Here is a 6,032-nt window from a genome sequence, read left to right as displayed (position 1 = left end):
AACTACTGCGCTAGACGCAGAAAACGCTTGGGGAGATGAAACCTCTACTCAGCTTGGCGCAAGCTTGGTTGAGCAAGTATTGTCGCGGAACCAAGAATCCCCGTCTCTTTAGAGCGGGGAGTGTCAATTAAATATATGACTTATTGCCTTGGTATTATTACTGAGCGATCGCACAAGTAGAACAAAATTCTATCCCTCTGATTGTAGCTTCACCCCTATCGCAGAGTGCTTTTTTGGACGATAAATCTCGATAATTGCTTAAAAAAATTCAATAGAATTAAGTTTCAATTGAAAGAAACTCTCCTGCCTTCTGCCTTCCTTCCAGCAAAGTATAAGTATTCAAGCAGACATGATATGACGAATCTTAGACTAGAAAATTTGGCGTTGGTGAAAAGAGGTATTATATCATTTCCGGATAAGAGCCCGAACAAAAAACTTTCTCCTTATATTCCTCTTTATTCTTCTTTCTTCCCTCCTGACTCCTGAGGACTGACTCCTGACTCCTCAATAATTAAGATTAATATCATACACGCGCTTCACCAACGCCGAAAATTTTTTTTCAACTGTTCCCTGTTCCATGTTCCCTGTTCCCTGCTATACAATGTAACGGTTGTTTTAATTTTATTATAGAGTGTGATTGAACGTTACACCTTGCCCGAAATGGGTGAACTTTGGACTGAGAATGCCAAGCTAAAAACTTGGTTACAAGTAGAAATAGCTGTCTGTGAAGCTCAGGCAGAACTTGGTTATATACCTACTGAAGCTGTAGAAGAAATCAAGGCCAAGGCTAATTTTGACCCAAAACGGGTTCTCGAAATTGAGGCAGAAGTCCGCCATGATGTTATTGCTTTCTTGACAAATGTGAATGAATATGTTGGCGATGTTGGGCGGTATATTCACTTAGGGTTAACAAGTTCTGATGTTTTGGATACTGCATTAGCATTACAGATGGTTGCGAGTCTAGATTTGTTGTTGTCATGTGTTGAAGAGTTGGGACAAGCAATTCGTTATCAGGCACAACAGCATCGGGAAACTGTGATGGTAGGTCGTTCCCATGGTATTCATGCGGAACCTATGACTTTTGGTTTTAAGTTGGCAGGATGGTTGGCAGAGGTTTGTCGGAACCGCCAGAGATTGGTAAAAATGCGCGATAATATTGCTGTGGGTAAGATTTCTGGAGCAGTGGGAACTTATGCAAATATTGACCCACGAGTTGAAGCGATCGCTTGCCAAAAACTGGGACTTCAACCGGATACGGCATCTACTCAAGTAATTTCACGCGATCGCCATGCTGAGTATGTGCAAACTTTAGCGTTGCTGACTGCTTCTATAGAACGTTTTGCTGTAGAAGTTCGTAACCTCCAGCGTACTGATGTTTTAGAGGTTGAGGAATATTTTTCTAAGGGTCAAAAAGGTTCGAGTGCAATGCCTCACAAACGCAACCCCATTCGTTCGGAAAGGTTAACGGGAATGGCGAGAATTGTGCGAGGTCATGCTGTTGCTGCTTTGGAAAATGTTGCTCTTTGGCATGAACGGGATATTTCTCATAGTTCTGTTGAAAGAGTGATTTTGCCGGATGCTTGCATTTTAACTCATTTTATGCTAAAAGAAACTACTAATTTAGTCAAAAATTTGTTAGTTTATCCAGAAAACATGAAGCGAAATATGAATGTTTATGGAGGGGTTATTTTTAGTCAGCGAGTGCTTTTGGCTTTAGTAGAAAAAGGCATGATTCGAGAGGATGCTTATGAAATTGTTCAGTCTTGCGCTCATCAAGCTTGGAATCAACCTAATGGTAATTTTCAGGATTTGATTTGCAAAAATGAAGAAATTCAAAGTAAGTTATCTGAGGCAGAAGTTGCAGCTTGTTTTGACCCGAAACATCATTTAAAACATTTGGATGATGTGTATCAAAGATTAGGTATTTGAAGTTTGATGTTTGAGTATTTAGAGATTTTTTTCCCTTGATAGTGACTTTTAAATGTTGAGTGTTCAAGAAAAATAAACCAAGAAAATACTTGGCTGTTTTGACAATTTAGGTTAAATTATTGAAGCTATAACTTACTTATTTATTAATGCCAAATTATAGCGTTAAATTTGGTTAAATTGTTTTTATATCTGAATTAATCAGTAATTTCAATTAAGGATTTTGATAGCTCCTAAACAGAAGTTTCTATAAGAAAAAATCTCAATTTGTAGTTCCGCTAACTGCACCTAATTAAAGTAAAACCGGGTTGAGCGGAACTATATCATTTGTTTTACGCCTTATACCAATTTGAAAAAAGAATGTTACAAATAGTAAGAGCGATAAAAAGACTTTACAAGAGATGTCCCTTTGACAAAAAATATAATTTACGCCCTAAAAAATGGAATTAAAGTTATTCATTATGACTCCTAACTCCTGACTCCTGACTCCTAAGAAATACCCTAGATATTTGTAGCAAACATTTATCAATTTGGTATTAGGCATGATTTAGAGAAAATTCTTTTTGTACCTTGCCATCAGTCTTGCCAAAATTCCATAATAAACTCCTTAATTTTAATAATTTAATTTGGTTAATGGCGTAGGGTGCATTGCAACGCACCCCACAAATTTAAACGCTGCTTAGGCAAAATTAATCACGCAGTAACCACCAAACTAATGCTCCGACTGCAACTGGTGCTGCTGCTACTGCAACTACGGAAGCGATCGCTACTGAAGTTACTGTACTTGTTGCCGTTGCTATAGTAGTAATACCGACACCCCCAGTTGTGGTAGCTATACAAGTCAGTTGCTTCAGTAACGGTTGCTAATGTGCCACCTGTAGTAGCTACTCCACCAAGAATAGTTAATACACCGCCTGCTGTAGTTGTTGCGACGATAGAATTGCTCATAAGAAAATGACTCCTTTTTCAAGTAGAATTGATGAGGCTTAATCAAACATTTTTTTGCCTCTCAATTAATACTTTACAAAGCGAATTGATAATTGAAATTATTCCTCACTAACGGTCATTATTAACAACAATGATAAAATGATGAATATCATCAAAAAAATCGTTTCTAGGTAAATTCGATGAATCAAACTGCAAGTAATTATAAATTTATTCAAGATTTAGTTAATTATAATTTTTATGCTGAAGCTCAAGCTACTTGGAATGTTAATGATTTAATTGTTGACTTAGAAAAAATTAAAAAGGAATACTCGCGAGTGGGAGAAGGCTTAAGCAAATTTCACAAGCAGTATTTGTTAATGGTATTAGTAGGAAAACAACTTCCAGATATGGTTGCTGAACTGGAAGATATTACATCAGTTGAATCTCTCAGAACTAAACTAAGTAATGATAAAAGGAAAAAAGGGATTCATTTTTGCTTACAAAAATTACTTAAACAAGAAATTGGTAATCCTCAAGATATCATTTTTCATTTGTTTAATTCTAAATATAGAAAGCAGCCTCAACCTCCTAATTTTGAAAAAGAAAGAAGTTTATTAATTAGAATACCCGATGATGTTTCAGCAAAACAATTGTTAGAAATTGAGAACAAAGTTAGGGCGATAACAGGATGTCCTTATATTAGGGTAATGGAAATTAGAATAGGTAGTATAATTTTGGTTTTTAAAGGTTCTCAATTTGCTTGTGAGCAAATGGAATCTTTGCATAAACAGGGTTTACTTTCAAAGATGTTAGGTGTTCCTATTATAGATGTAGAAATCATACCTAGTCAGGTTAATTTAACTCAATGGTTTGAGAATATTTTGACATCTGGATGGCAAGCAGCAAATGAATTATTAACTCCTTCACAATTAGAATTAGTTAGAAGCGCAGAAATTAAAGCTGGAAAATTAATTAATTTACAAGCATATATGTTAAGTCATCCTGTAGTTTTATTGGTAAATTTAGAACGAGAAAATGATAATTATCCTGAAGTAGAAATAACTTTACGGGTTTATCCGACTGGGGATGATGTTTATCTCCCTCCTAATTTGAAACTTATTGTTTTAAGTGAAAATGAAGTTTTTCAAGAAGTGACAGCTAGAAGTGAAGATAAGATTATTCAATGTCAGTTGGAAGGAGAATTAGGGGAAGAATTTACGGTACAATTAGTGGTGGGTGAGGCTGTAATTAGTGAGGATTTTGTTATTTAGTTTAGATATAAAATAAAATACATTAATTACCCATAATGTAGGGACGTTGCATGCAACGTCCCTACGGGTTAACGCTACTTTAGAGGTAATTATTTTATGGAGCGATTAAATTATTCAGAAATTGTCATGCAAATAGTTAAAGAACACTATCAATATCATACTCAAGATTCACAATATGAAACACAACTGATTTTGGATTCTGAAAGAAATCATTACCTCTTAATTTCTTTGCGTTGGCAAAATGAACAACGGGATTATGGTTGTTCTATTCATGTTGATATTGACATACTCCCGACGTTGCGCATAGCGCGACAACGCAGGATTCTTCAGTCATGAAAAAAATGACCGCTATTTTGGCAGAGGTGATGTCCTCCCCCTGTGTTGACCTTGATAATAAAAACAAAATACCTCCTAGCTTGTCAAGGGTATAGGAAGGTTTTATTTGTGGAGGTATCCGACTCAAGGCCCTGGCTTTCCCATACGACGCTCCCCTAATAGCTGCCGCCACCATCCTCCGCCAACGGGAGAGCGCGGGACTTCCCACCTGGGAAGTTAAAGATGGCAAAATTTGGATTCAGCAAGATTTTACCGAGCAAGGAATTGCTCAACAATTATTAGATTTAGGTGTGCCAAAATCGGATATTGTTTTGGCTTTTCGTTCGCCTTTTCGTTCGCCTTTTGTGCGACAGTTTTCTGATTTTTCGGTAAGTTAGAAATTGTTACTTTAAGTGCTTATGCAAAATTAATTGTATATTCTGTGCCAAAGTTTTTCGTATGGATTTTCTACTGCACTAAAAAACTCATATAACTTTCATAAGCTTCTAGGATCTGTCATCAATTAGAACTATAAGCTTTGTGAGTCAAGGTTTTTAGCGTCTGGAGTATTTCTAGGCCAAAAGTTCAAAACTCTTGCTACATAGCACTTTCAGATTTAATTGATGACACGCCCTAGTAATCATTCCGCAGGAAATGCTTACAGCTTCTATTTCTCACTATTTAAATGCTTATACAAAATTAATTACCTATTCTGTTGATAGCCCTATTTAAAATCCAGAAGTTGCGATCGCTTTCTTCTATGACCAAAATTAAAAAACAGTTTCCCGCAAGAACGCAAAAGTATAAGTAAAAAAAATATAATCAACTATTATCATTTTTTATGCTTATCAAAAAAATCTCTGATTTCGGCTAATTGTTACAAAATATTTTACGTACTTGCGTTATTTCAGCGATTTGGTATCATGTGGATACATAGTTTATTGTGCCTATCTTGTGTTTAAAAATAAGAAATTTTCCTTATAAAAAGCTACAACCTTCTATTTTTCGTCAATATAGGATGCAAAAATTTATACCCTTTCTACGGATGAAATTCTATCAGCGTCGTGTTTCTCGCAAGCATAAAGGCAGTGCCAACCGCAAGCGCGCCATTAATAAACTGAGTAGAGTACACCTCAAAATAAGTAGGCAACGTGAAGAACACGCGCCTGTGACTGGCGCGTTGCGTAGTCCACTCTAACGATGTGGTAGCTTATGTAGACGCGGAGCGGCGCGCCGGAGGCAGATTTGAGGATTAAGAATTTGGTGAAAAATCATTGTCTGGCCAAGTCTATTAATGATGCAGGTTGGTATCAATTTAGGAAGTGGTTAGAGTATTTTGGGACTAAGTTTGGCAAGGTAACAGTTGCAGTTAACCCTGCCTAAAAAGCGCCAAAATTGCTCAAATTGTGGCACAAAGGTGAAGAAATCACTATCAACTCGAACTCATGTTTGTCGATGTGGATGTGAGTTAGACCGAGACCACAATGCCGCAATTAATATTCTCAATTCTGCCTTAAGTACGATGGGGCACATCGGAACTTGGATCGACGATCCTAACGCTTCGGGAGATTCTGGCGCTACTGAGGTTGGAGA

Annotated in this window: 5 protein-coding genes and 1 pseudogene; 5 read left to right on the top strand and 1 reads right to left on the bottom strand. The window is 36.8% G+C overall.

Annotated features, from left to right (window positions below; translation table 11 throughout):
• The first annotated feature begins 633 nt into the window (after nt 1-633).
• Nucleotides 634-1,929 (top strand): adenylosuccinate lyase, encoded by a 1,296-nt coding sequence (gene purB, locus F6K54_RS38655; RefSeq protein ID WP_293089436.1) that lies wholly within the window; start codon nt 634-636, stop codon nt 1,927-1,929.
• Nucleotides 1,930-2,619: 690 nt separating this feature from the next.
• Here purB and F6K54_RS38650 read toward each other — a convergent pair.
• Nucleotides 2,620-2,874 carry a hypothetical protein gene (locus tag F6K54_RS38650; RefSeq protein WP_293089434.1) on the bottom strand — a complete coding sequence of 85 codons (255 nt, stop codon included), beginning with the start codon at nt 2,872-2,874 and terminating at the stop codon, nt 2,620-2,622.
• Nucleotides 2,875-3,053: 179 nt separating this feature from the next.
• Between F6K54_RS38650 and F6K54_RS38645 the strand changes: the two genes are divergently transcribed.
• The 4 genes and pseudogenes from F6K54_RS38645 to F6K54_RS38630 form a co-directional block, all read left to right on the top strand.
• The gene (locus F6K54_RS38645; protein ID WP_293089432.1) at nt 3,054-4,124 is read left to right on the top strand and encodes a DUF1822 family protein; all 1,071 of its coding nucleotides are present in this window, start codon (nt 3,054-3,056) and stop codon (nt 4,122-4,124) included.
• A gap of 96 nt (nt 4,125-4,220) precedes the next feature.
• Nucleotides 4,221-4,460, top strand: coding sequence for an element excision factor XisI family protein (locus F6K54_RS38640; RefSeq protein WP_293089430.1), 240 nt, complete (start codon nt 4,221-4,223; stop codon nt 4,458-4,460).
• Between the two features lie 104 nt (nt 4,461-4,564).
• Nucleotides 4,565-4,837, top strand: a complete 273-nt coding sequence (locus F6K54_RS43555) for an element excision factor XisI family protein (RefSeq protein ID WP_366558367.1) — start codon at nt 4,565-4,567, stop codon at nt 4,835-4,837.
• Between the two features lie 644 nt (nt 4,838-5,481).
• Nucleotides 5,482-6,032, top strand: a pseudogene (locus tag F6K54_RS38630) (RNA-guided endonuclease InsQ/TnpB family protein); the annotation flags it as partial.

Origin of the sequence: Okeania sp. SIO3B5, assembly GCF_010692555.1 — a bacterium.
Lineage (GTDB): Bacteria > Cyanobacteriota > Cyanobacteriia > Cyanobacteriales > Microcoleaceae > Okeania.
This window is presented reverse-complemented; position numbering and strand designations above follow the sequence as displayed.

Coding starts and splice junctions, on each gene's coding strand:
- F6K54_RS38650 (WP_293089434.1), bottom strand. CDS start 2,874: ATGAGCAATTCTATCGTCGCAACAACTACAGCAGGCGGTGTATTAACT.
- F6K54_RS38645 (WP_293089432.1), top strand. CDS start 3,054: ATGAATCAAACTGCAAGTAATTATAAATTTATTCAAGATTTAGTTAAT.
- F6K54_RS38640 (WP_293089430.1), top strand. CDS start 4,221: ATGGAGCGATTAAATTATTCAGAAATTGTCATGCAAATAGTTAAAGAA.